Here is a 24352-nt window from a genome sequence, read left to right as displayed (position 1 = left end):
GAGAAAGGAGATAAAGCATGCGGATACTACATACAGCGGACTGGCATCTCGGCCGTTCGCTGGAAGGAAGGAGCCGGCTGGCGGAGCAGGAGGCTTTCATCGACGAGCTGTCCGATCTCGTAAACTCGCAGCAGATCGATTTGGTGTTGCTTGCCGGGGACGTATACGATACGGTCAATCCTCCTGCTGCGGCGGAGCAATTGTTTTACGACGCGCTGGCGCGACTGTCGGACCAAGGCCGCCGTCCGGTCTACGTAATCGCAGGCAACCATGATCACCCGGACCGGCTGGCTGCAGCCGCTCCGCTTGCCCGCAAGCTCGGCGTCACGCTCGTCGGATTGCCGGAGGCGAGGGTCTATGAGACGGGCATCGAACGAACCGGAGAAAAAGCGGTGCTGTTCGCGCTTCCTTATCCTTCCGAGTCGAGGCTGCGGGAGCTGCTGTCGGACGACATTCAGGAGGAGTTGCTGCGTGCGGCATATTCCGAACGGGTAGGCCATCTGGTGCAGGCGCAGGCGCGTCACTACCGCAAGGATACCGTAAATCTGCTTATGAGCCACTTGTATGTGCTTGGCGGCAAAGAAACGGAATCGGAACGTCCGATTCAGGTAGGCGGTGCCTACACGGTCGATGTGACGGCGCTTGCAGCCGGCGCTCAATATGTGGCGCTCGGTCATTTGCACCGTCCGCAATATATCAAGTCGGAGACGATGATGCGTTATTGCGGCTCTCCGCTCGCGTACAGCTTTGGGGAAGCCGGCTATGCCAAATCGGTGACCGTTCTTGAGATCAAGCCGGGATCCGTGCCGCACGTTGAGGAAGTTTATTTGTCCTGCGGCCGTCCGCTCGTGGAGTGGAGAGCCAAGGGGGGGCTGGCGGAAGTGCACCGGTGGCTGGATGAGGGAAAGGATGCGAATGCGTGGATCGATCTGGAAGTGCATTTGAACGAGACGATGTCGCTTGAACAAATCCATACGCTTCGGCAAGCCCGAGAAGGGCTGATTCATATACGTCCGGTTTATCCGGAGCTGGAGCAAGCCGCGAAGGAAGCCGTCTCGGCGGCGAAAATGCCGATGGACGAGCTGTTTCGCCGCTTCTACGAACGGCAAACCGGCGGCGCTCAGCCGGAGCCGGAGCTTGTCCGGTTGTTTCTGGAGCTGCTGTCCGCCGATGAGGAAGACGTTGAGGCGTAATATGGCAGTGGGCTGAATTTTGTGGAAAATTTTTCTATAACCTTTCATTTCCCATATTGATCATAGGAAGAAGGAGGGCTGCACATGCGGCCGATTCATTTGCAAATATCCGGCCTGCAAAGCTACCGGGAGGTTCAGGAGATCGATTTTACGGCGCTGACGGAGGCCGGGGTGTTCGGTATTTTCGGGCCGACCGGGAGCGGCAAATCGACGATTCTCGATGCGATTACGCTGGCGCTGTTCGGTAAAGTGGAGCGAGCGTCCGGAGGGACGCAGGCGATCATGAACCAGTCGGAGTCGACGCTTTCCGTATCGTTTACGTTCGAACTCGGTTCCGCCGAAGGGGTGCTGCGCTACCGGGTCGACCGTCAATTCAAACGGACCGGCGATGTATCGGTGCAAGGCAGTTTAAGCCGTTTGATTCACCTGAAGGACGGCGAGACGCTGGTGCTTGCGGATAAAGCAGGTGATGTAAACCAGCAGGTTCAAGCCATACTTGGATTGTCCATGGCCGATTTTACGAGAGCGGTCGTGCTGCCGCAAGGGAAGTTTGCGGAGTTTTTGACGCTGACGGGAAAAGACCGCCGCGCGATGCTGCAGCGGCTGTTTCATCTGGAGCCGTACGGCGACCGTCTAAGTGCGAAAACCGCTTCACGCTATAAGGAAACGGACGTGGCGATCAAGGAGCTGCAGGCTGAGCAGCAGGGTCTCGGCGACGCTTCGACCGAGGCGCTCGGCGGTGCCGAAACGCGGCTCCGCGAAGCGCGCGAGGCTGCTCGTACGCTGCGCGAACGGCTTGCGGCCTGCGAGCGCCGCGCCGCCGAGCTGCGCGCCGTGCGCGAGCTGCAGCGGGAGCTCGCCGCCGTCGCCGCGCGCGAAGCGTCGCTGGCCGCGCAGACGCCGCATGTGGCGGCGCTTGAGGCGCGGCTCGCGCGTGCGGCGCAAGCCGAGCGGTTGCGCCCGCTCGTGCGCCGGCTCGGCGCCGCGGCCGCGCAGCTCGCGAGGGAGCGCGAAGCCGCCGCCGCGATCGCCGCAGCGCTCGCGGCCGCACGTGGCGCGCTGGCGCAGGCGCAAGAGGCGCACGCCGCTGCGCGTGAGGCGCTGGCTGCACAAGAGGCGCCGCTCGTGCTGCGCCTCGAGCAGCTGCGCCAGGCGGCGGCGCTGGCCGCCGAGCTCGCGGGCGACCGCGAGCGGCTGGCCGCGCTGGCCGCGGAGGCGGCGCAGCTGGAGGCGCAGCTCGCCGCCGGCCGCGCGGAGCAGGCTCGCGAGCGCGAGCTGCGCGAGAAAGCGCTGCAGCGCCAAGCGCAGCTGCAAGCGGAGCTGAAGCGCGCCGAAGTGCCGAGCGCGTACCGCCGGCAGCTGCAGGAGGCGCTGCAGGAGAAGCGCGAGTGGGAGCGCTTGGAGAAGCAAGCGGCGGAGCTCGATGCGGAGCTGCGTAAGCAGCAATCGGAGCTGGAACGACTGAGCGATGCGAAGGCAGCATTAAAGCAGACGGGTTCGGACTGGATTGCAAGAGGGACAATGTGGTTGCAGGAAGCTGCAGGAATACATAACGATTTGAATCGTATGGAACATGCATTAGCGAGCTGGTTTACGGCAATTCCGCAAAAAATTGCCGAGCTTCGAGCGTTGGAGAAGGCAGCGGAGCTGGGGAAGCTGGCCGAGCAGCTCGCCGCGCATTTGCATGAAGGCGAGGCTTGCCCGGTTTGCGGTGCTACGGAGCACCCTCATCCGATAGGAGCGGAGCGTCTGTCGAATGTACGAGCCGATGGTTCGCCGGACAATGAAGTCGCGCAGTTGGAGCAACTGCAGCAGCAAGCCAGAGAGCTGCAGCTTACCTACCGGCAGCAATTGCATACATTACAAACGCTGGAGGGGCAGCTTCGGCAGGTTCCACAACCGCTGACCTCTTCGGACGATCAACAAAAAGGTCAAGGCGGCCTTCCGAATCCCGGATGGCTGGAAGCGGCGGCAGCAGCCGGCAGTGTCACCGATGAGACCAGCGTAGCCATTACAGCGGCTGAGCTTCAATTGAAGCAGCTTATATTATCCGTCAAGGAATCGGCGGATGCTTTGGTTGGCGTGGAACGGCAGATTCAAGAACTGCAATCGTCGCTTCAACACTTGCTTCAAGAGAAACGCCAAGCGGATCAGCGGGAGCAGGAGCTTCATGCCCGGGAACAGGCCGTGCAAAGCCTACTCGCCGCTCAGGAACAGAAGCATGTGGACTTAAAAAAGGCGATCAGGGATTTGCAGCAAAGCTGGCCGGGCAAATTCTCTGATTTCGATCCGAATCGAATCGTCGAGGAAGCCGAAAGCTTGCAGCAACGGGATCGGCTTGCGGAAGAGTTGCGCGAGCGGTTAGAGAAGAGCGTCGATTTCCTCGCAGAAAAGCAGGAAAAGCTTGAACGATGGCAGCTGGAGCTGGGCGATATGGAGAAATTATCCGTGAAAGCCGGCGCTGAACGTCATAGCTTGGAACTGCTCATTTCACAAAAAGGGGAGCAGCTCAGGTCGTGGATAGGCGAACACGATGCAACGGCACTCGCATCCGAAGCGCAGGCCAAGCTGACGGCCCTTCGCGAACTCGCTTTGAGTACCGCTGAAAAGCTTGAGGCTGCACAAGCTTCTATGCAGCAATGCGCCCAACGGGATGCAGCGGCCAGACAAGCGGCCGAATCGGCCGTGCAGCTGGATGCGGAGCTTCAAGCCGAGTGGGCACAGCAATCTGCAGCGGAGCGGTTTGCTTCGGTCGACGAAGTGAGTCAGTCGCTGCTTTCCCCTGAGCAGCAAACGGCGTGGCAAGCCGAAACGGAGGCGCATCGCAAGCTTCAGCACCAGCTCGCAGCCAGAAGGCATGAGCTTGAGGTCGAGCTGAACGGGCGTGAAGTATCTGAAGATACATGGTCCCGTCTTGAAGCCGAACTTAAGGAATGCAAGGAACAAGATGAAGCGGCACTGCAGGCCACGGCAAAAGCGGAACGTGATTGGGAGGAGCTTCAGGCGAAGCATATGCGTTGGTCGGAGCTGGAATCGCAGCGCTCTTCGCGCCAGCAAGAACTATCGCTGCTTGCTAAGCTTCAAGCCGCTCTTCGCGGGAACGCATTTGTCGAGTTTTTAGCCGAAGAACAGCTCCTGCATGTCAGCCGCAGCGCTTCCGAACGTTTGGGTCAGCTCACGAGGCAAAAGTACGCGATCGAAGTCGACTCGGGCGGCGGGTTCGTTATTCGTGATGATGCAAACGGAGGCGTGCGCCGTCCGGTTACGACGCTTTCGGGCGGGGAGACATTCCTTACTTCATTATCGCTTGCCCTGGCGCTTTCCGCGCAAATTCAGCTGAAAGGCCAATACCCGCTCGAATTTTTCTTTCTCGATGAAGGATTCGGCACGCTTGACCAAGAGCTGCTCGAGGCGGTTATTACGGCGCTGGAGAAGCTGCACCTGGATAAGCTGACGGTCGGAGTGATCAGTCATGTACCGGAGCTGCGTGCCCGGCTGCCGCGTCGTCTTGTAGTTCAGGCTGCTGAGCCGGGTGGCAAAGGAAGCCGAATCTCTTTGGAGACCATGTAGCGTACGCAGCTCGGGCTATATTTCTGGTTTATAAGATATAAACGGGTCTAGATAAAACCGCAATCGAATATTTTATGATCACCGAAAGCATCGGGAGGTTTCCAAGGTCTCATATAGACTTGGCAAGCCTCTTTTTTATTACCCAAAAATTGTAATTTTGATATACTCAATTAGGAAGGTGAACTCATGAAGATTCTGCTTTCAAAGCGAAACGAAGAGTCGTTGACCGTAAAGCTGATCTATTTTAGCCAGGAGGACGTCACCAAGATCAAACAATTGCCCGGGAGAAGATGGCTTCCGGAAGAAGCGGTCTGGTCTGCTCCTTATACACTTGGGGTTATCGAACAATTACTAGACCTCTTAAAGGGCTGCAGCATCGAGATGGAGCCGGCCTTGGCAGAGGAATGCGAGTCTCTTCAATACAAGCACACCTCTCTTGGAGTGACTACTGAGTATACTTTTACATGGAATAATGAACGAGAGACTCAATTGAAGAATGAGTTAATTGCCAGAGGGTACAGTTCCAAAACCATTAAGGCTTATTGTGGGCAGGTTGAACGTTTTTATGGATACACGGTTGAGCACGGGGGATCGTGGAACGATCGCGTTCCCTTTACTTGTTGGGCCGCCAGCGCTCTCACGCCTACGTGAATCAAGCGATCAGCGCTATAAAATTTTATGTTCATCACGTATTGAAGCAACAAGAATGTGCCCCTTATGTACGTCCCAAAAGGAGAAGCGGACTTAGGCAGACAATCCTGCAGCCTAAGTCCTGACGGATCCGGAGCTACCGTGCCTCAAGGCTCTCGGATTCGTGAATACAAGAACGTTTACTGATAGATCTGCAATCTGTTTTATTGGGGGGTATTCTATGGAGCTTCCTATTTTTAAATATAATCCAAACCCTGTTAGCATAGGTGTAATTAAAGAAGAAAAAACTATGTGCCCTATCTGTAATGAAGAAAGGAATTACGTATATGAAGGACCTTTTTATTCAATAGATGAAGTAGAAGGAATTTGTCCGTGGTGTATTAAAGATGGCTCAGCAGCAGGTAAATATGATGGTGAATTTCAAGATGTAAGTAATCTTGAAAAAGTTAGTAGTAAAGAATATATTGAGGAACTTATTTACCGGACACCCGGTTACTTTGGATGGCAACAAGAAAGGTGGTTAAGTCATTGTGACGATTTTTGTGCCATTGTTGGATATGTTGGTTGGAAAGAATTAGAACACCTAGAAGAAGAACTAACAGATGATATTGAAGAAATTAGAAAACGTAAGAAACTAACTAAAGAGGAATTTAAAAGAAGTCTAATAAATAAAGGTCATCATCAAGGTTACTTGTTTAGATACATTCATTGTGGAAAACATCGTTTATATACAGACATGTCTTAGAATCTCTAAGAAGGCAGATCCTTCACATAAATCCGAAAGAAACGAAATAAATTATATGTACTTAAAACTCTTAAGAATTGAGGATTTTCTCAATGAAGAAAATATTATTGAGGTATTTTCCTTTTTTATACAAGTTGAGAGTTCAGCAACTTATATTGATGAGACATCTTATGAATTTAAACCCCAAAATAAAATATGCACGTGGTAGAAAGCCTGATGAGTTTGATTTTGTTTGTAAGAAGCATAAATCCGTTTTAAGAAGAGTCCTAGCTAATTCGGATCCAATATTACAAGAAAATAAAATAAAAAATATAAAAATTGCTCTTGAGCATATTGATGGGATAGTGATAAACCCAGGAGAGACATTTTCTTTTTGGAAACGAATAGGTAAAACAACAAAAGCCAAGGGTTATATCGAAGGTTTAATGTTATCAAATGGAGCAGTTCGAACTGGTACAGGAGGTGGACTATGCCAATTAGCCAATATGCTATTTTGGCTTGCTCTTCATACACCGCTTGAGATCAAAGAACGTCATCATCATAGCTTTGATATATTTCCTGATGATAGAAGAGTTGTTCCTTTTGGGACAGGAACAAGCGTCTTTTATAATTATGTAGATTTGCAATTTTACAACCCAACAAACTATACGTTTCAATTTAATATATATTTATCTGATGAATTTCTGGAAGGAACGATAGTTTGTAACGCGGAATTGGAATTCATATACAAAGTGGAGGAAAAAAATCATCAGTTTTATCAAAAAGAGAACAGGTGGTATAGAGGAAATGAAATATGGAGGATGGAAATAAGCAAGTATAATAACCAACTTGTTAATGAGGAATTAATAATTAAGAATAATTCAGAAGTTAAATACATGAAATCAAACGAATGAACTGAATCTTTGTTAGAAATTCAATGATGTAACCCATATATTTTCTAGTGATACAACCCAATGATTAAATAAAATCTTGAAGGGATACAAAATGACAATATTTGGTACAATTACAGCGATAGTTCTGGCAATTTAATTTCTATATTTCTCGGACCATATGGAATATTAGTTTTAATATCTGTAACCTTTGGATTAGTTTTAAGTACGCATTTGAGAAACAAAGAGATTTATTCTGATATACAGAGAATAAAAGAAAAGTTAGGCATTGTAGATAAAGACGATTTTAACATGAGTAATGAAGAGATTGAAGAAGAATTAAAACAGTATATTGAAACGGATGAAAAAGATAGTAAAACTAAGAAAGAGCAGTAGAAAAATTTAATATCGTATGCATTCGCTTTTGCTCCTAGACTTGACATATGCGATTCGAGGATGTCCTGCTCAGGTGAACAATGTTGTGACAAGCCATTCGAGTTCGTAAATATCAAGCACGTTAATTTGTGATCAGCTAAAGCTGTGATACGGGATTACTCTTAAAGATACCGTGAGTTCGTGACTAGAAAAATGTAAGCAAGAAGGAGCTCAAGATGCTAACCGATACAAAGATCAAAGAACTGTTGAATACATCGAGTGAGAAGCTAAGTGCTTTGAGTGGCGGCAGAAATCATTCGGTTTTTTTGTATCGTGAACGCGACGAACGACTTTGTATAAAATTGTTTCACTCCGTTAAAAGAAAGACAAACAAAAAATGAATGGATCGCATTAAATGCTTTAAATGATTATACCGAGGGAATTACCCCGAGACCTCTACGTTTTATCGAAGAAATTGGTGATTGTTATATTATTGTTATGGAATATTTAAATGGTAGCAGATTATGTGACATTCAGAACATTACTACGATAGAACTATGCGCTTTAGCCAATGTATTGAAGACATTTAATTCGTTGCCCGTGAGAACATCGTCGTATACATTACAACCGGTAATCTGCAACTCATCTTGTATGCTTTCAAAGGTCCGGGAGTTTTTTGGCAATCATGAGAATATAAGATTTCAACAGACTTCTGAAGCATGGGACTTAGCGAGAAATTGGGTATTTAGTAAAGAAGCAGAACACTTAAAGTATGCCGGGGAACAAGTATTTTCACGTGGCGATCCAAACTTAGCTAATTGCTTGTGGGATGGTAATACAGTGAGAGTCGTTGATTTTGAATATGCTGGAAGCACGGATAAAGCTTACGATTTAGTGGATTTCGTAGAACATGTGGACTCTAGAAAGATTGGAGAAGACTCCTGGCGGTGGTTTATAGAGCAATTCGAATTATCTAAACGAGAAGTTGTTAGATTTGTAAATTCACGTAAACTTGCTTCACTATTTTGGCTTTGCAAATTTTGGCCTACGAGCGAAAGTGATGGAGATTATACTGCATTTAATAACCAATTCAATCGAGTACGAGCACTGTTTAACTAAAGATGGTAAGACCAAAATCATTTTTACGCTACAGGCCCTGCGCACACTAGTATCGTCAAGGTAATCAAGAAGATTGCATCGGGTAGATAACTCTGCAATGACGACAAATACTCTGTAGAATTATTCGACAACATGATCAATTGGCTAAGAAATAATAAACCCGAATAAATACATGCTCGTCCAACATTCGGATTGCCTTCTTTCATAGTGGTCATCTCTCGGATCGCGGCTCAGCATCCCCCGCAAGGAGGATTTTTTTCGGATCAGCGGCTATCCTGACGGTACGATGCGGCCGGATGCACCGATTACGCGCGTCGAAGGGGCGAAAGTGGTGAACCGGTTATTCGGCTACGAAGAACGATCCGCTACCGCTTTTGCTGATGTTTGCGATAGATGTGGTCATATCGGAGTCGGGTGTGAAGCTGCGCAATTCGGTCGTTACAGGCGACTTGAAGATCACCGGTTCGGTCGGGGCTGTTCTCCATTATCCTCGCGCGTTTACAGTACGTAGATTTTGCGATAAGCTGGGAATATTCAGGCAAGGCTGAATTACGAGATAAGATACGGATGATTTGATAGCGGAGCAAATCACGTATAACAAATTTCGATTAACGGCCGAGAGCGGTGAGTAATTGAAGAGCAATGGTCAGAAAACAATGCGCGGGCTTGTCTGGTTAATCTTTATTAGCTATAGTAGCTGTTTATTGTATTGGATGTTTTTGGGGTTTGGCAGAACAGTCCATGCTGAAATCCGATTTAACTACGTTCCCTTTAAAACAATACTGCATTTTATGAGTACGATGAAACCGGGCAATGTAAAGATACCTATAATAAATTTAGCCGGGAATATCGGCGTGTTCATTCCTTTTGGAGTCATGCTACCCTATTTATTCGCGAGATTAAAAAGGCTATATTTGTTCTCATTGTGCTTTATAGGTTCGATCGTGATTCTGGAATTGTTGCAAGCGCTGCTTAAAATGGGCACAGCAGATGTAGATGACGTTATATTTAACTTCATCGGCGGATTAATAGGTTATGGACTATTTGGTGCGCTTCGCATACGACAAAACAATTGGATGTGATGAATAAGCAAACCTGTATAACGATGCTGCAGTTTTTCGGATGGATCGAGGAGTCAGCCTCCGCCGAACATTGTGGAATCGGGCGACATCTCCGTAAGCATCAGATCGCGTACCGTTTACGGGCTCGCATGGGCGGTGCCAGTCTCCATTACATTGCCTAATCCGGAACAAAACCACAGATCAAAGTCTATACAATCGCAACGATAAGCAGATTTCTACGGTTAACCACGTTTATTTACAGCCTCCTCATATAAAGGGTTCACCTCATTTCTTAGAACATTGCCGAATGCTTATAAACATGCGAATCCGATGATCCGATTGAATGGAGGGAAATCACTATTGAAAATAAGAAATTCGGCCAAAGCACTAATCATCCAACATAATAAGTTACTTGTGACGAAGCTGCAGGATGAGAGCGGGATATTCTACTTATTGCCGGGCGGCGGACAAGAAGCGGGAGAGAAGCTCCAGGAGTGCTTAGTTAGAGAATGCATCGAGGAAACCGGATTTGTAATCGAGGTTAAGGAGCTGCTCTTTGTCAGAGAATGCTTTGCAGATAAAGATATTCATAGAGTAGAATTTATTTTTAAAGGCGATATTGTACGGTACACGGAAGCTACAGTCATGGATCATAATCAATTGGGAATGGAATGGCTGGAACTTGATACGATTCTCGGCGCACCGCTGTATCCACGAGAACTTAGAACCATAATTGCAGCTTACATCATTGGTCATAAAGCGCAAATCTATTTGGGTGAAATACAATAGGAATCGATATGTATTGATGCTGCGCGATTGTCTTCAGTTGTGAAGCTTCCAAAGATTCAACTTATAAAATATGAATAATCATCGCGTTTTCATCACAATTTGAGAACTTTGAGCAATGCACGCAATCTTTCCAAACCTTTGGCATAGGGAGCTGTTTTTTATCAACAAGTTGGAAACCGCACTTTTGAAAAAAATCAACCTGATACGTTAAAGACAAAATGGTTTGAACTCCTAGAGACTTGGATTCATTAATAACCGCAGTAACAAGATTTTTTCCAATCCCCATTCCGAAAAGCGTAGATGAAACGGTAAGGGAACGTACTTCCGCGAGATCCTTATCTAAAATATGAAGACTTACCGTTCCAACGACTTCACCTTCTTGTTCCGCAACAAAGAAACACTGCAGATGTTCATATAATGAGCTGAGAGTTCGGTGGAGAAGCTTGCCTTCATCCGCGTAAGTACGGATAAGCTGGTACATTTTTTCAGTATCCTGCATAGTGGCTTTTCTTATTTGGTACAAGTTAAACACCTCCCTCTTAAAAAAACAGGATGGTATTAATATACATAAATGTGAATAAAAATACAACATGAAAAATCGCTCTATACTATCACGAGTCCTTCAAATATCGCCCGTAACCTCATACCGCATTCGTTTTGCCGTTATAACCCAATGATTTGCATCTATTGCAATTAAATAATCCAAATACGGAGGATGTCTATGAAATATCACCGCCATCTTGGAGTTTACGGAATATGTGTGAAGGATAGAAAATTGCTTGTCATTCATAAAAATGGAGGGCCATACACAGCAAGATATGATTTGCCGGGAGGCAGCATCGAGCCGAATGAAACGATATTGAACACACTGACCAGGGAATTTCTTGAGGAAACGGGCATACAAGTACGGATCGTTAATCATATTGGAACTAAAGATTTCGTCGTTCCATGGACGAGAACCGGGTTCGACCATACACATTGCCATAACATTGCCGTACTGTATGAGGTTGAATACATTGCGGGAGATATTCTACATTCACCCAATATTGATGACTCGTTAGGAGCAGAATGGATAAATGTATCCGACATGAACGAGAGCAATGCTTCCCCGCTTGTATTGACGGCCAAAGAGTGGATGGAATCCGGGGCGTTGGATATAAGCACGAAAGTATACCGGGAATGGACGATAAAGCGTCTGGAGACATTTTAATTGATTTTCAAGAATATTTGGGTGTGTGCATAAGGCCTGTTCCAGCACTCAAGCTATCTCCAAATTCATATAAATTCGAACGGCAGTTCGGTGGGCGAAAACGACTGGATGCAAAAAACGTTTCTAAATAAGCTGATAATATTTTCTTAAATTGATTTTGAGTAGGGATGCATGGAATCTGCGGTCGAGCTTTGATTCGAGCCGCTGGCTCGTGATGAGGCACAGCTTCGGCCGGTACAGCAATGAGTATGAGGATGCATTTCCTATCATGCAAGCGAATATAAAAATGAGTTTATAACCACGGGCGCATAACGGAGGCAATGCAGCAAGCGGGATAAAACCTATAAATCGAAAAGAGGACAACCCGATGAAAACAAATCCATTTCAGCACCGAATCACCTCGGAACAGCAGCTTCGGGAGTTACTTGGCTATCCAAGCGAGTTGGTGGCAAACAAATCCATAACCCACATCGACGAGCACTGCCGAACATTTATCGCGCAATCGCCGATGGTATTTATAGCAACGTCGGATCGAACAGGGGCATGCGATGTGTCCCCTCGAGGGGACGGCGCCGGGTTTGTGCACGTCGTTGACGACAACCATCTCGTAATTCCGGAACGTCCGGGCAATCGGCGGTTGGACTCATTAAGAAATATTTTATCGAATCCGAATATCGCGATCATTTTCTTGATCCCGGGCCTGGAAGAAACGCTTCGAATCAATGGGAAGGCCTGCATTATTAACGATGATTCCTTATTGGACAAGATGAAGGCCCACGGCAAAGCACCGCTGCTCGGTCTCGGCGTGGAAGTGGAAGAGTGCTACATGCATTGTGCCAAAGCATTCAAAAGATCGAAACTGTGGGAGCACGATGCTTGGCCTGAACAAGCGCAACTTCCGGTTGTTGCCCGAATTTTGGCCGACCACGTCAAGATGCAAGGCGTAACGGCCGAAGATGTGGCCAAGTCGTTGAAAGAGAGCTACGAAAAGCGGCTGTATTGAAATACTTCAGCAAGCCGAACAAGTGACGGTATGCCATCCTTTAATGTCGCAATACGAATGGATCGTTTCCTCCCCGTACACCAGATCGTTACAGATGGCAGCGATCATCAATAAAAGCTGGGGGCTCCCAGTTAAAGTTGAATTTGATTTGCACGAATGGACACCCGATCAATGGCAAGCGTCTTCCGCCGAAGAAATTGCCGAACTGTATCATGACTATGTGAGGCATAAAGGCTGCTGTCCGCCAGGGGAGCAGAAGCTGTGGGAAACAAAAGATAGTTTAATGCAGCGGACAAGCAGCGTACTAAAAAAATATGTGGGCGCATTCAACCTCATTGTCGTATATCACGGAATGGTCATCGCGTCGCCGTTACCATATTATTCCTGCGACCGGCAGGCCTTTCGCAACGTAAGCTGTTGTATAATGGAAGTACGATTACATAGAGAAGAAGGGGGAGTCACGGGTGTCATCCGGCAACAGACAGAAAAATAGTTTGCATCGTAGCGAACTCGGACGAGCGGACGCTTCCACAACTTTACGCCATAACCGCCGTCGTCTTCGCAACCGTAAGTTGCTTACGGTTGCAATTTGCACAAGCCTTGCGCTGGCTGTCCCCCCTTGGAGCGGCAAGGCGCATGCAGACGCCATCTGGGACCGCTGGCAGGCAGCCGACGCGGCTGTGGCGAAAGGCGATCCAAGCGCGGCTGTGCCGCATTGGAAGTTTCTTGTCGAGCACTACGCGTCCAAGGGCGATTGGGAGAGCGCGGCGCTGTTTAGCGGCAGGCTGAACGAATATTTCGACCAAACCAAAGATTATGAGCAAGCGATCCGTTATTATGAGCTGGAGAACGAATATTGGCTCAAATTCGGGAAAGACTGGGGGGCGGCCGACCTTCAGCGTGCGGATCAAATTCGGACGATCGCCGAACTGTACATGACAGTCAGCGATACGGAGACGCTGCGGAAGCGCTCCGCGCCTGTGAGCGGCAAGCTGGCCAAGTATGAGCCGGAATATGGCAGTTATATCGGGTTGTACAGCGAGCGCGATCCGAAAATGCAAAATTATTTCGATCGTTCCGAGCAGTTTTACGGCAAAAAACACGCGCTGTACCTCGCGTATTCGCCGGTAAACGCTACGTTCCCGAAGGAGTACGCCACTCGGGCCAAGCAGGCGGGTGCCGCGCTGCAAATTGCATGGGAGCCGTCGGAAGGACTCGATGCCGTGACGGAATCAGTAGTTCGCAGCTGGGCGAAGGGTGCGAAAGAAGCGGGAATCCCGATTTTTTTGCGCTATGCGAGTGAAATGAACGGGGATTGGGTCAAATGGCACGGCGATCCGCAGCTGTATATCGAGAAATTCCGCATGGTCCACGACATGATGGCGCAGGAAGCACCGAACGTGGCGATGGTATGGAGCCCGGCCGACGTGCCGATTTACGCCATGGACGCCTATTATCCAGGGGACGATTACGTCGATTGGGTAGGCGTCAGCTTGTATACGGAGCCTTACGAGAACGGGGATCCGCAGCAGGCCAATATGCAGGCGACCAGTCCGATTGAACGGCTTGATTATTTGTACAATAAATTTGCCGACCGCAAACCGATCATGCTTAGCGAGTCGGGCGTATCCCATTATGCGAACAAGCCGGACGAATCGTTTGCCGATTACGGATTGCTGAACTTGCAGCGGTTGTACGAAATAATGCCGGCCAAATACCCGCGGCTGAAGTCGATTACCTATTTTAACGTAAACCTGGCGATGACGGAATCGAAGAACAACTATTCGCTGCGCGATAACGATGCGATTTACAAATTGTATAAACAAATGATCGCTTCGCCTTTTTATTTGAACAAAGTGGAGAATGGGGCAAAGCCCGCCGATTTGCGAGGGAACGTGCCGGTCGATGGAAACCATGCGTTTACGAAAAGCACGCATATTACGCCGTTTGTGAAAATACCGGATATATATATCGGCAAACTGGAGTATTATGTGAACGGCAAATTGATCGAAACCCAGACGAATCCGCCTTTCGGAATAGACCTGAAGGCGGGAGACGTGCCCGAAGGCTCCGTAATTGAACTGGCAGTCTATAATAAGCAAGGAAGCAAGGTCACATCCAAGTCGTTCCCGATTCGCTCCGATATTTCCATTATGCTAAACGGCAAGGAGCTGGCATTTGAACAGCCGCCGGTTATTCGCGAAGGCAATACGCTTACGCCGATCCGCGCGATTTTCGAAGCGATGGGCGCAACGGTGAAATGGGATGCCGCGACGCGAACGGCTACCGCCCAGAAGGGCACTACAACCGTCGCCGTTCAGGTCGGAAGCGACACGGCGCTCCTGAATAACGTTCCCGCCACGCTGGAGATGCCGGCCCAGCTCATAAACGATTCAACGATGGTACCGGCCCGATTCGCAGCGGAAGCGTTCGGGGGTGCGGTAAGCTGGGATGGAGACACGCGCACAGTACAAATCAACAACGACGGCAAGGCGGTGGCGCAAAAGGCCGACGCAGCGGCCTGGTCCACGGCCGTGGTCACATCGCAGGGGGAGGGCGACGAGCCGCAAAACGGAGCCCGACTGGTTGCCTGGTTTAAGCTCCAATTCGCGAAAATCGCCAAATGGTGGGGGGATTTCGCATAAACATAAACGCGTAAACAACATAAAAGCTCAGCTCTCTGCACACCGGGTATACGATGGCAGAGGACTGAGCTTTTTTAATAGAACCGATGGTTACACGCGAACAGGAGCTTTCATTTCCTCCAAAATCGCTTTTGCGGCTTGGCGTGCGCTGGAGAAAGCGCGCTCCGCGAGCTCCCCCTTGCCTTCGCAGCCGTCACCGCAAAAATAGAACGGCACATTGACGATACGAGTCGGCAGCAGCTCGTTGCCTTTTATGTTTTTGACGCTGGCGACCATCGCTTTTTTCGAAACGCGTTTCACTTCCGTCGCGTCGCGCCAGCCGGGATAATACTGATCGAACAAAGCTTCCATTTGCTTCGTCTTGGCGTCCAGATACGCTTTGCGTTCCGCTTCGTCCGCAAAGCTGTCGCTCAAGTACGCGATTCCTTGCAGCAGCTGCCCGCCTTCCGGTACGAGCGTATGATCGGTTGCCGAGACGTCGCTGATGAACAGCTTGTTGTCCATGTCGCTGATATAACTGAACGGCCGCGCTACGACCTGCTTCAAGCCGATATCGTACACCATGACTTCGGTTGCCGTATTCTCCTCGTAAGGAGCGAGAAACGGCTCCCACGGCGTGCCTTTGAGCAGCTTGCATACTTGCTGCACCGGCATTGCGAAGATTACGCGGTCGAAGGCGAGCTCCCGGGTTTTCGAACGCAAATAAAACTTGCGGTCGGCATAACGGATGCTTTCGACGCCTTCCTGAAGCGCGATGTCCCAACGGCCGGAAATTTCGATCTTCTGGCGAAGCTGATTCGTAATGACAGCCCAGCTTCCGAGAATGTAGTTGACCGGTTTTCCCGACAAAAATAAATTATGATAATATTCGCTGATCACGGGTCCGGGTACTTTCCGCGCCTCTTCCGGCGTGATGAAGAAGTTCGAGCAAACCAGATGCTCCCACAGTTCTTTCACGTCTTCGTCGGCATCGGACTGCGCCAAGTAATCGCCGAGCGTCTCATAATTTCTGACGTTATGAATGTTGGCGATAATAGCGGTAATTTCCCCGACAAAACGCACCTTTTGCATCGGGTTCAGAAGTTCGGTGCGCATCAAATTGACAAAATCGAGCGGCGCCGGCGTCAACTGCCCGTTTTTGGCGTACATCACTTTGCGTTTGTCGACCTGCTTGGAGCTGAAGGATAAACCGAGCTCGCGCTCCATTGACGAAATGGTATGCCGGTCGATCCCGTAGATCGCATGGGCTCCGTAATTCAGCGTAAATCCAGCCTTTTCATAAGTAAACGCCCGGCCGCCAAGCTGCGGACTGCGCTCGAACAGTGTGCCTTCTATGCTTGCGTTCTCCGACAAATAAGCGGCAGCGGACAAACCCGCTAAACCGCCTCCGATAATGGCTACTTTCATCATTTGATCCCCTTTCTTTTCCGGCTCCACAAGAACCGATTTCGCACTTTGGTTCGAACGAAGACCCGACCACACCCATGCAAGCTGCCCTCGCATCAGATCGTTCAAATCTTGATCTTCCTTCGTGCACCATAGAAACAACGTGCCCATGTAAGTCGCAACGAGCAGTCTGGCTTTGTCCGGATCCGGCAGCCAACGCAGCAAGCTTTCGAACAACGTTCGATTGAGCTCATCCGTTGCCGATTTCAGGCTTTCGTTTTGCAGTGACAAGGCGAGGTAGCTTCGCATCAGGCGGGGGGAACGATCCGCCATATCCGTCAGATCCAGCATCAGCCGGTTGATATGACTTTCAAGCGAGGGCACCTGAGACGGTGTCCGACTGGCCCATGTTTGAATCAAGGCGGACTGCTTCAGCGGAATTTCGCGTAATATTTCATCTTTCCCTTGAAAGTAATGATAAAATGTCCCTTTGGAGGTATGGGTTGCCGCGATAATATCGTCGACGGAAACCTGCTCGTAGCCTTTTTCGATAAAAAGCTTGAGCGCGACCTCCATCATATACTCCCTTTTTTTACGGGTTGCGGCGCGCATGAACTTACTCATAGCATCTCCCTGCCTTGCCGTTTCAATGATTAATAACATTATATGCAATATTAGACTTGGAGTCTATAAAAATTCATGAGCACAAACCATTTCGGAGAAAATCGGGCATTGGATTTTTAGGCGCCAATTCGTTATGATAGAGGAATGATTATCCAGCGGAGAGCGAGGTGGACAAGCATGGATTGTATTTTTTGCAAAATTGTTGAGGGCACGATTCCTTCCAAGAAAGTGTTCGAGAACGATCACGTCGTCGCTTTTCACGACATTCAGCCGGCCGCGCCCGTACATATGCTCATTATTCCCAAGAAGCATATCGCGGCGATGAACGACGTAGCGGAGGAAGATCTGCCGCTGATCGGCGAAATTCACCAGGCGGCCCTTCAAATCGCCCGCGAGCAAGGTGTAGCGGAATCCGGCTACCGGCTCATAAACAACTGCGGCAAGGACAGCGGACAAGTCGTCTTCCACTTGCATTATCATCTGCTTGGCGGCGAAAAGCTCGGTGCGCTGAACGCAAAATAACGTCTCGCCTCCGTGCTTACAATTGTTTGTGCGTTTAGGTTGACACTCTGTTTCTTTATCGCCTATAATGAAGTTTGATGAATGTCTTTTTTTTCGTCTTGGACGGTCTGTTCGGAGGGAGGGAAAACTGGTGTCAGAAACTCGAGTTCGCAAGAACGAAACTATAGATGCTGCACTTCGCCGCTTTAAGCGTTCTATCGCTAAGGATGGCGTTTTGGCGGAGGTCAAGAAACGCAAGCATTATGAGAAGCCTAGCGTAAAGCGCAAGAAGAAGTCAGAGGCTGCTCGTAAAAGAAAGTTCTAGGAGGCTTAATCGATGAGCTTAAGCGAGAAATTAAACGATGATATGAAGCTCGCGATGAAGAGCCAAGACAAGTTTAAACTCTCCGTAATCCGTATGGTTCGTGCCGCTATCAAGAATATTGAGATAGATCAGCGAAAAACCTTAGATGACCAAGAAGTGCTTGACGTTCTGAATCGCGAGATCAAACAGCGTAAAGATTCCCTCCAAGAATTTGAAAAGGCCGGTCGTGAAGATTTGGCCGAAGGACTGAGGGCCGAAGTAGCCATCTTGATGGACTACATGCCGCAACAGCTGTCGGAAGAAGAAGTAAAAGCCATTGTACAGCAGACCATCCAGGAAGTGGGAGCTTCTTCCAAAGCGGACATGGGGAAAGTCATGGGCGCATTGATGCCTAAAGTCAAAGGACGGGCTGACGGCAAGATTGTCAACCAGTTCGTACAGCAGCTATTGTCTTGACAACAACAACGAAGAACACTCCTCAACCGGAGTGTTTTTCTTTTTTTTAGCCGGCGAATGAATCAAACGTCCGATTGCTGCGTAATACCGATTAAGGCCAAAATACATGTAACTGAAGGAGGTAGTCGATATGCGAAGGCGATTTCGATCCGATCGGCGGTTTCAGGCCTTGCATGCGGTTCGGGTCCGTTGGCTCCTCGCGGCGATGGCGGTGCTGCTGGTCCTCACGTTATTTCCGGGTCTGGAGCGAAAAGCCTCGGCCGAGACGGGTTCGCCTCCAGCGGCAGCGCCCGTTGTCATCATCCCGGTTCACCATACGATCGAGACGGGACTGGAACAGTTCCTCATGCGGGCGTTCAGGGAAGCGCAGGAGATGCGGGCGATGCACATTATTCTCGATATCGACACGCTCGGTGGCAGAGTCGATTCCGCCGAAGAAATCGGCGAGTTGATCAGGGGCAGCACGATACCGACCATAGCGTACGTTCATGGGAAAGCGGTATCAGCCGGCAGCTACATTGCCATGAATGCCGGTAAAATCGCGATGGAACCCGGCAGTTCGATCGGCGCCGCTGCCGTAGTCGACGCTGCGGGCAACGAAGTGGAGAGCGTTAAGGTCGTCGCGCATTGGTCGAGTCAAATGAAATCGGCAGCCGAGCTTCGCGGGAGAAATTCCCGGATCGCCGAGGCGATGGCGGATAAGAACGTCGGCGTCACGATGCCGGAGATTGGCCGAACGGTGGAAAAAGGTCAAATCTTGTCCTTGACGGCAGAAGAAGCGCTGAAGGTCGGCTATGCGGAGACGATAGCGAACAATGTGCAGGAAGTGGTCCGGTTCATCAAAGCGGAGGGGCATCCAGTCGTAAACATTGAGTTAAGCGCGGCGGAGCGGTTTGCAAGATTCATTACGCAGCCGTGGGTGTCGATGCTGCTGCTGTTTATCGGGATCGCCGGCGTCGCGATCGAGATTTTCGTGCCGGGCTTCGGCATCCCCGGCATCCTCGGCTTGATTGGCTTCGGGCTTTATTTCTTCGGCCATTATATTGCAGGTTTTGCCGGAGTAGAGGATCTGGTGCTGTTCGCACTGGGTATCCTACTGCTGCTGATCGAAGTATTCGTATCCAGCTTCGGCATTCTAGGGATATTGGGCGCGATCAGTTTGATCAGCGGTGTCGTGATGGCTGCTTACAATACCCAGAAAGCGATGCTCAATCTCGGGCTCGCCTTCATCCTGGCCGTGATCGTTGTCGCGATCGTCATCAAATACTTTAAGCATCGCGGCGTCTGGAACCGTTTTATTCTTCGCGAGCAGTTGACTTCCGAGAAAGGCTATACGTCTGCGAAGTCGAGAACCGATCTCATCGGCATGACTGGCCGGGCGCTCACGCCGCTGCGTCCGTCTGGCACGGCTTTGTTCGGCGAGGAACGCGTCGATGTCGTTACGTCGGGAGATTTCATCCCTGCGGGACGGGACGTCGTAGTGGTACAATCCGAAGGAACGCGTGTCGTAGTGAAGGAAAAGAATCGCGAATAGCGGTTCGGCATAGCTTATTTATAATTTTGAGAGGAAGTGTAAATATGGATTCAATGGTTTATATTTTTCTACTAGCAGCGATCGTCATTATCGCGCTGTCGGTCTTCTTCAGCTTCGTGCCGGTCATGCTGTGGATTTCCGCACTCGCTTCGGGGGTGCGTGTCGGTATTATTACGTTGGTCGCGATGCGTTTGCGTCGAGTCATTCCAAGCCGGATCGTCAATCCGATGATTAAGGCGACGAAGGCCGGCTTGGGGCTGACGATCAACCAGCTCGAGAGCCATTTCTTGGCGGGCGGTAACGTGGATAGGGTCGTCAACGCGCTGATCGCGGCGCATCGCGCCAACATCCATCTGGAGTTCGAGCGTGCGGCGGCGATCGATTTGGCCGGTCGGGACGTATTGCAAGCGGTACAGATGAGCGTTAACCCGCGGGTGATCGAGACTCCGACCGTATCTGCGGTTGCAAAAGACGGTATCGAAGTGAAGGTTATCGCCAGAGTAACGGTTCGGGCCAACATCGAACGGCTCGTCGGCGGCGCCGGGGAAGAGACGATTATTGCGCGGGTAGGCGAAGGGATTGTAACGACGGTCGGTTCTAGCGGATCGCATAAGGATGTATTGGAAAATCCGGATATGATCTCGCGTACCGTGCTTGGCAAAGGACTTGACGCCGGAACGGCGTTTGAAATTTTGTCCATCGATATCGCGGATGTGGACGTAGGCAAAAATATCGGCGCCCATCTGCAAACGGAGCAGGCGGAAGCGGACAAACGCATCGCCCAGGCGAAAGCGGAAGAACGCAGAGCGATGGCCGTGGCGCAGGAGCAGGAAATGCTGGCGCGCGTCGTGGAGATGAAGGCGAAAGTCGTCGAAGCCGAGTCGGAGGTTCCGCAAGCCATGGCCGAGGCGCTGCGCGCAGGCAAGATGGGCGTCATGGACTACATGAATTTGAAAAATATCGATGCCGATACGCAAATGCGATCCTCATTAGGCAAAATGAACGGATCGGGTAAAGACGGAGAGAATTCCTAACGAACCGGTCCGCGGAAAGGCGGAGATCAGCCGATGAATATCATTGATTTTATTCTCAACAACTGGTTTTTTGTCGTCATTTTATATGTGGTGCTCAGCACGTTCCTGAAGCGCGCGAAGGGCGGCGGAAGTGCTAAACCGCGGCGGCCCGGCCGCTCGCCGGGAAAAGGCGGCATGCCGCCCTTCGGAGGCGGCGGCGGTCCTTCCGGCTGGCCCGGGCAGCACGCCGACGATCCGGCGCCGGCGATGACGCAGGCGGCCCCCGCCCAGGCTCCCGCGAAAGCGGCGAATGCCAAGCCGCAAGCAGCCGCGTCGGCGGCTCACGCTTCGGCCCGCAGCGATTCGCGGCAGAACCGGCTGCAGCCTCAGCCTGAGCCGTCTGCCGCTGCCGGCGAGGCTGCTGCGGCAGCCCTTTCGGTTTCGCCGCAGGATGCGCTGCACGGCGTCGTCTGGGCCGAGATTATGGGCCCGCCGCGCGCGAAACGACCTTACCGCTATAAGTGAAAATGAAATGTACCAATACCTTTTCCGGACGGATGCGAGACGTTCCGGGAAAGGTATTTTTTTGTCCCAAAAACCGGCTCCCCTGACGGTACGCGGCGCTTTCATCATATTTTCCATTTTTCCGCATATGGTGTAAATAGCCTGTGTTCCGCGGATGGAAGCCTTTGGCGCAGCCAATTCACCTAAGGAGGTTAAGTATGCGCAGCCTGACCCGTCGATTCAACCAGTTCACCGCCAAACTGCTTGACCTGCCTCAAGATGTAGTGATGGACTTGCCGCGTATGACGATGATCGGCAATCGGCAGCTATATATTGAGAATCATCGGGGAGTGCTGCATTTTTCAAACGAGTCGCTGAAACTGGCCTTAAGCAAGGGAAGATTGGAAGTATACGGACAGGAGCTTGTGATCCGCGCCATTATGACCGAAGAAGTGTTCATAGAGGGCGTCATCCAAGATATCAAATATATCCCGTAGCCGGAAAGGGGAAGAAATCCGTGAAATCATCATACCTGGATCGCTTGCGCGGCTTTGTTGCCATTGAAGTGAAAGGAGCTCGGCTGGAGACGCTGCTCAATCTGATGACGGAAAAACGAATGTCCGTATGGGATATTCGGTACAGCGGCGAGCAAAGGGCGGAGCTGTGCATCTCGATCAGCGATTTTTTCGCGCTTCGGCCGCTCTTGAAGCAGACAGGCTCTAGAACGCGGATAAAAGCCCGTTACGGCTTGCCGTTCTGGCTCGGTCAAATCGCAAAGCGCAAATTTTTCGCCATCGGTATCGTCTGTTTTATTATCGGCATTTATTTGCTATCCTCCGTCGTTTGGCAGGTGCGGGTCGAAGGAAACGAGCTGCTCGCGACCGAACAAATACTGCAGGCGGCGAAGCAAGAGGGCGTATACAAGCTGCAGTGGAAGTTTCGTTTGAAAGATCCGGACGAGCTGTCCAGGCAGTTGCAGAGCCGTCTGCCCAAAACAGCCTGGGTCGGCGTAGAGGTGCGCGGCACGAACGTCATTATCAAAGTCGTCGAAGCGACGGTGCCCGACAAACCGCCGCTGATGAATCCCCGTCACCTGGTCGCGTCGAAAAGCGCGATGGTGACCGAAATTTTCGCGGAAAAGGGCCGTCCAGTGGTCAAAACGAATGCCTACGTGCGCAAAGGCGACATATTGATCTCCGGTATTTTGGGAGATGAAGTGAATAAGCAGACGGTCGTCGCCTCAGGGCATGTGAAAGGTCTTGTTTGGTACAAGCCGACCGTCGAAGTGCCGTTGTCGCTTCAATATAAAACGTATACCGGCGAGTCCCGGAAACGTTTTTATTTGGTGTTCGGCAGCAGAGCGATCCAGCTTTCCGGCTATGGTAAAATTTCGTACGAGCATTATGAAACGATACCCGAGCGCAAAACGCTGCAGTGGAGAAATTTCGTGCTTCCTATCGGTTGGATTAACGAAAAGGTGATGGAAGTAAGCATCGTGGATCAGCCGGTCGATCCGAAGGAAGCTTCGGCGATCGGAATGGAGCAGGCGATTTCCGAAATTTTGGCAGACGCTGGCAAAGATTCGCGTGTCGTTTCCCAAAAAATTTTGCATGAGAAGGCGGAGAATGGTAAAGTTTATATGGAAGTGCTTTTGGAAGTCGAGGAACAGATTGCGGTCGAACAGCCGATCGTACCATAAAACTTTACACGTATGATTTTGGGCGCCGCGATTGCGCCTTGCCCAAAACACCGGAGGAGAGACAGCCTGTTGATTGAACAAGCGACCACCGCAAAAGTTGCATTGAAAAACACCGCTGAAGGACTCGCTTTATTCGGCCCGCAGGACAAGTTCCTGCGCCTGATCGAGCAGGAAACGGATGCGACCATCTTCACGCGCGAGGAAGAAATCGTCATTCAAGGATCGGCGCAGGATGCGGCGCGTCTGGAGCAGCTGTTTTCCGTACTGCTTCAGCTGATCCGCAATCAATATACGCTAACGGAGCGCGATGTGCTGTATGCTTTGGATTTGTCCGGGCAGATGAAGGCGGATCAGCTCCTTGACTTGTTTAAAGGCGAAATCGCCGTCACACACAAAGGGAAGCCGATACGCGTCAAGACGATCGGGCAAAAGCAGTATGTGAACGAAATAAAGCAGAAGGATATTGTTTTCGGCATCGGACCGGCCGGTACGGGGAAAACGTACATTGCCGTCGTTCTCGCCGTTACTGCGCTCAAGGAAGGGAAAGTCAAGCGGATCGTGCTGACGCGGCCGGCGGTCGAAGCGGGCGAAAGCCTCGGATTCCTGCCGGGCGATTTGCAGGAAAAGGTTGACCCGTATTTGCGGCCATTGTATGATGCACTTAACGACGTGCTAGGACCGGAGCAGGTGCTCAAATCGCTGGAGCGCGGGCTGATCGAGATTGCTCCGCTTGCCTATATGCGCGGACGTACGCTCGACGATTCCTTTATTATATTGGACGAAGCGCAGAATACGACGCCCGAGCAGATGAAGATGTTCTTAACGCGCCTCGGGTTCGGCTCCAAAATGGTCATTACCGGCGACGTGACGCAGATCGACTTGCCGCGGGGCAAATCTTCCGGGCTTGTGGAAGCGCACCGTATTTTAAGCCGAATCGAAGAAATCGGGTTTATTATGTTCGCCGAGGCGGATGTCGTCAGACACTCCCTCGTGCAAAAAATCATTATGGCCTACAACGAGGGAAATGAAAGCCAAGGATGATCACCTTGCGGCGTCTGCGGTGCCGCGCGTTTGAACTAC

25 protein-coding genes are annotated in these 24352 nt (G+C 50.5%); 23 read left to right on the top strand and 2 right to left on the bottom strand.

From position 1 onward, the window contains the following. The first annotated feature begins 17 nt into the window (after nt 1-17). From ACFQI7_RS06075 to ACFQI7_RS06030, 10 genes are all read left to right on the top strand, one after another. Nucleotides 18-1193, top strand: a complete 1176-nt coding sequence (locus ACFQI7_RS06075) for an exonuclease SbcCD subunit D (RefSeq protein ID WP_218098383.1) — start codon at nt 18-20, stop codon at nt 1191-1193. A gap of 84 nt (nt 1194-1277) precedes the next feature. Then, on the top strand, nt 1278-4763 hold the full coding sequence (locus ACFQI7_RS06070; RefSeq protein WP_377516709.1) for an AAA family ATPase: 3486 nt from the start codon (nt 1278-1280) through the stop codon (nt 4761-4763). A 186-nt stretch (nt 4764-4949) separates the two neighbouring features. Next, nucleotides 4950-5414, top strand: coding sequence for a hypothetical protein (locus ACFQI7_RS06065; protein WP_218098381.1), 465 nt, complete (start codon nt 4950-4952; stop codon nt 5412-5414). Between the two features lie 220 nt (nt 5415-5634). Next, the gene (locus tag ACFQI7_RS06060; protein ID WP_218098380.1) at nt 5635-6159 is read left to right on the top strand and encodes a CbrC family protein; all 525 of its coding nucleotides are present in this window, start codon (nt 5635-5637) and stop codon (nt 6157-6159) included. 92 nt (nt 6160-6251) lie between these two features. After that, nucleotides 6252-7052 (top strand): VanW family protein, encoded by an 801-nt coding sequence (locus ACFQI7_RS06055; protein WP_218097005.1) that lies wholly within the window; start codon nt 6252-6254, stop codon nt 7050-7052. Between the two features lie 210 nt (nt 7053-7262). Beyond that, nucleotides 7263-7424 carry a hypothetical protein gene (locus ACFQI7_RS06050; protein WP_218097006.1) on the top strand — a complete coding sequence of 54 codons (162 nt, stop codon included), beginning with the start codon at nt 7263-7265 and terminating at the stop codon, nt 7422-7424. 384 nt (nt 7425-7808) lie between these two features. Continuing rightward, the gene (locus ACFQI7_RS06045; RefSeq protein ID WP_377516752.1) at nt 7809-8522 is read left to right on the top strand and encodes a phosphotransferase; all 714 of its coding nucleotides are present in this window, start codon (nt 7809-7811) and stop codon (nt 8520-8522) included. A 235-nt stretch (nt 8523-8757) separates the two neighbouring features. Beyond that, nucleotides 8758-9033 (top strand): S-layer homology domain-containing protein, encoded by a 276-nt coding sequence (locus tag ACFQI7_RS06040; RefSeq protein WP_377516751.1) that lies wholly within the window; start codon nt 8758-8760, stop codon nt 9031-9033. Between the two features lie 145 nt (nt 9034-9178). Then, a complete protein-coding gene (locus tag ACFQI7_RS06035) occupies nt 9179-9604 on the top strand; it encodes a VanZ family protein (protein WP_377516750.1) in 426 nt (141 codons plus the stop codon). Nucleotides 9605-9943: 339 nt separating this feature from the next. Then, the gene (locus ACFQI7_RS06030; RefSeq protein WP_218097010.1) at nt 9944-10372 is read left to right on the top strand and encodes an NUDIX domain-containing protein; all 429 of its coding nucleotides are present in this window, start codon (nt 9944-9946) and stop codon (nt 10370-10372) included. A 61-nt stretch (nt 10373-10433) separates the two neighbouring features. Here the strand turns inward: ACFQI7_RS06030 and ACFQI7_RS06025 are convergent, their stop codons facing one another. Further along, nucleotides 10434-10895, bottom strand: coding sequence for an N-acetyltransferase (locus ACFQI7_RS06025; protein WP_268966801.1), 462 nt, complete (start codon nt 10893-10895; stop codon nt 10434-10436). 192 nt (nt 10896-11087) lie between these two features. Here ACFQI7_RS06025 and ACFQI7_RS06020 point away from each other — a divergent pair, with 192 nt between their 5' ends. The 4 genes from ACFQI7_RS06020 to ACFQI7_RS06005 all read left to right on the top strand — a co-directional run bounded on the left by ACFQI7_RS06020 (nt 11088) and on the right by ACFQI7_RS06005 (nt 15230). Further along, nucleotides 11088-11582, top strand: coding sequence for an NUDIX hydrolase (locus tag ACFQI7_RS06020; protein WP_218097012.1), 495 nt, complete (start codon nt 11088-11090; stop codon nt 11580-11582). A 367-nt stretch (nt 11583-11949) separates the two neighbouring features. Next, complete coding sequence (locus ACFQI7_RS06015) at nt 11950-12585, top strand: pyridoxamine 5'-phosphate oxidase family protein (protein ID WP_218097013.1); 636 nt, start codon at nt 11950-11952, stop codon at nt 12583-12585. Between the two features lie 43 nt (nt 12586-12628). Next, complete coding sequence (locus ACFQI7_RS06010; protein WP_268966803.1) at nt 12629-13078, top strand: histidine phosphatase family protein; 450 nt, start codon at nt 12629-12631, stop codon at nt 13076-13078. Continuing rightward, nucleotides 13050-15230 (top strand): stalk domain-containing protein, encoded by a 2181-nt coding sequence (locus ACFQI7_RS06005; protein ID WP_230414620.1) that lies wholly within the window; start codon nt 13050-13052, stop codon nt 15228-15230. The genes ACFQI7_RS06010 and ACFQI7_RS06005 overlap by 29 nt, the downstream gene beginning before the upstream one ends. Before the next feature lie 90 nt (nt 15231-15320). Here the strand turns inward: ACFQI7_RS06005 and ACFQI7_RS06000 are convergent, their stop codons facing one another. Next, on the bottom strand, nt 15321-17240 hold the full coding sequence (locus ACFQI7_RS06000; protein WP_218097015.1) for an FAD-dependent oxidoreductase: 1920 nt from the start codon (nt 17238-17240) through the stop codon (nt 15321-15323). Between the two features lie 177 nt (nt 17241-17417). Here ACFQI7_RS06000 and ACFQI7_RS05995 point away from each other — a divergent pair, with 177 nt between their 5' ends. The 9 genes from ACFQI7_RS05995 (at nt 17418) to ACFQI7_RS05955 (ending at nt 24313) form a co-directional block, all read left to right on the top strand. Then, entirely contained in the window at nt 17418-17762 is a 345-nt protein-coding gene (locus tag ACFQI7_RS05995; RefSeq protein ID WP_218097016.1) for a histidine triad nucleotide-binding protein, read from the top strand. A gap of 130 nt (nt 17763-17892) precedes the next feature. Beyond that, nucleotides 17893-18066: a 30S ribosomal protein S21 gene (rpsU, locus tag ACFQI7_RS05990; protein ID WP_010491812.1), complete on the top strand. Its 174-nt coding sequence runs from the start codon at nt 17893-17895 to the stop codon at nt 18064-18066. A 12-nt stretch (nt 18067-18078) separates the two neighbouring features. Then, nucleotides 18079-18522: a GatB/YqeY domain-containing protein gene (locus tag ACFQI7_RS05985; protein ID WP_218097017.1), complete on the top strand. Its 444-nt coding sequence runs from the start codon at nt 18079-18081 to the stop codon at nt 18520-18522. A gap of 130 nt (nt 18523-18652) precedes the next feature. Beyond that, nucleotides 18653-20056, top strand: a complete 1404-nt coding sequence (locus ACFQI7_RS05980; RefSeq protein ID WP_218097018.1) for an NfeD family protein — start codon at nt 18653-18655, stop codon at nt 20054-20056. 44 nt (nt 20057-20100) lie between these two features. Further along, nucleotides 20101-21090: a flotillin-like protein FloA gene (floA, locus tag ACFQI7_RS05975; protein ID WP_218097019.1), complete on the top strand. Its 990-nt coding sequence runs from the start codon at nt 20101-20103 to the stop codon at nt 21088-21090. A 33-nt stretch (nt 21091-21123) separates the two neighbouring features. After that, nucleotides 21124-21594, top strand: a complete 471-nt coding sequence (locus ACFQI7_RS05970; protein WP_218097020.1) for a hypothetical protein — start codon at nt 21124-21126, stop codon at nt 21592-21594. Between the two features lie 197 nt (nt 21595-21791). Continuing rightward, nucleotides 21792-22070 (top strand): sporulation protein YqfC, encoded by a 279-nt coding sequence (yqfC, locus tag ACFQI7_RS05965; RefSeq protein ID WP_218097021.1) that lies wholly within the window; start codon nt 21792-21794, stop codon nt 22068-22070. Nucleotides 22071-22090: 20 nt separating this feature from the next. Next, nucleotides 22091-23272, top strand: a complete 1182-nt coding sequence (gene yqfD / locus ACFQI7_RS05960; RefSeq protein ID WP_218097022.1) for a sporulation protein YqfD — start codon at nt 22091-22093, stop codon at nt 23270-23272. Between the two features lie 72 nt (nt 23273-23344). After that, entirely contained in the window at nt 23345-24313 is a 969-nt protein-coding gene (locus ACFQI7_RS05955; protein WP_218097494.1) for a PhoH family protein, read from the top strand. The last annotated feature ends 39 nt before the right edge of the window (nt 24314-24352 follow it).

The sequence above is a fragment of the Paenibacillus allorhizosphaerae genome, assembly GCF_042659105.1.
Classification (GTDB): domain Bacteria; phylum Bacillota; class Bacilli; order Paenibacillales; family NBRC-103111; genus Paenibacillus_G; species Paenibacillus_G allorhizosphaerae.
Note: the sequence above shows the minus strand (reverse complement) of the source record. Positions and strands in the feature narration are given on the sequence as shown.